Here is a 746-nt window from a genome sequence, read left to right as displayed (position 1 = left end):
GCCGAGAGTAGTTGGTGGGAGACTGCCTGCGAGGGTAGGGCGCTGCCACGCTAAATGGAGGTTTAGCTCAGCTGGGAGAGCGTCTGCCTTACAAGCAGAGGGTCACAGGTTCGAGCCCTGTAACCTCCATTGAGTCGTTAGCTCAGTTGGTAGAGCATCTGACTTTTAATCAGAGGGTCGACAGTTCGAGCCTGTCACGACTCATAGTTGACCATTATACGGGTGTGGCGGAATTGGCAGACGCGCTAGATTTAGGTTCTAGTGTCCGAAGGACGTATGGGTTCAAGTCCCTTCACCCGTATTAACGCCGAGAGGCGTCAACGAAAAAAGAGATGCCGACTTAGCTCAGTTGGTAGAGCATCTGATTTGTAATCAGAGGGTCGGGCGTTCAAATCGTCTAGTCGGCATATGCGGAAGTAGTTCAGTGGTAGAACATCACCTTGCCATGGTGGGGGTCGCGGGTTCGAATCCCGTCTTCCGCTTTCATTATATCGCCGGGGTGGCGGAACTGGCAGACGCACAGGACTTAAAATCCTGCGGTGAGTGATCACCGTACCGGTTCGATTCCGGTCCTCGGCATATAATGAAAAATGCACCCATAGCGCAATTGGATAGAGTGTCTGACTACGAATCAGAAGGTTGTAGGTTCGACTCCTACTGGGTGCATAGTTCGGGAAGTAGCTCAGCTTGGTAGAGCACCTGGTTTGGGACCAGGGGGTCGCAGGTTCGAATCCTGTCTTCCCGAT

At 52.8% G+C, this 746-nt stretch carries 8 tRNA genes; all 8 read left to right on the top strand.

What is annotated here, in order from left to right:
- Window positions 1–56 precede the first annotated feature (56 nt).
- The 8 genes from FC15_RS03055 (at window position 57) to FC15_RS03020 (ending at window position 745) form a co-directional block, all read left to right on the top strand.
- Window positions 57–129 (top strand) — tRNA-Val (locus FC15_RS03055).
- Between the two features lie 2 nt (window positions 130–131).
- Window positions 132–204, top strand: a tRNA-Lys gene (locus FC15_RS03050).
- Window positions 205–218: 14 nt separating this feature from the next.
- Window positions 219–301, top strand: a tRNA-Leu gene (locus FC15_RS03045).
- 33 nt (window positions 302–334) lie between these two features.
- A tRNA-Thr gene (locus tag FC15_RS03040) sits at window positions 335–407 on the top strand.
- 3 nt (window positions 408–410) lie between these two features.
- Window positions 411–482, top strand: a tRNA-Gly gene (locus FC15_RS03035).
- 11 nt (window positions 483–493) lie between these two features.
- A tRNA-Leu gene (locus FC15_RS03030) sits at window positions 494–579 on the top strand.
- Window positions 580–592: 13 nt separating this feature from the next.
- A tRNA-Arg gene (locus FC15_RS03025) sits at window positions 593–666 on the top strand.
- 5 nt (window positions 667–671) lie between these two features.
- Window positions 672–745: transfer RNA gene (locus FC15_RS03020), tRNA-Pro, on the top strand.
- Window position 746: the final 1 nt, after the last annotated feature.

The sequence above is a fragment of the Lapidilactobacillus concavus DSM 17758 genome (assembly GCF_001435835.1).
Classification (GTDB): Bacteria; Bacillota; Bacilli; order Lactobacillales; family Lactobacillaceae; genus Lapidilactobacillus; species Lapidilactobacillus concavus.
Note: the sequence above shows the minus strand (reverse complement) of the source record. Positions and strands in the feature narration are given on the sequence as shown.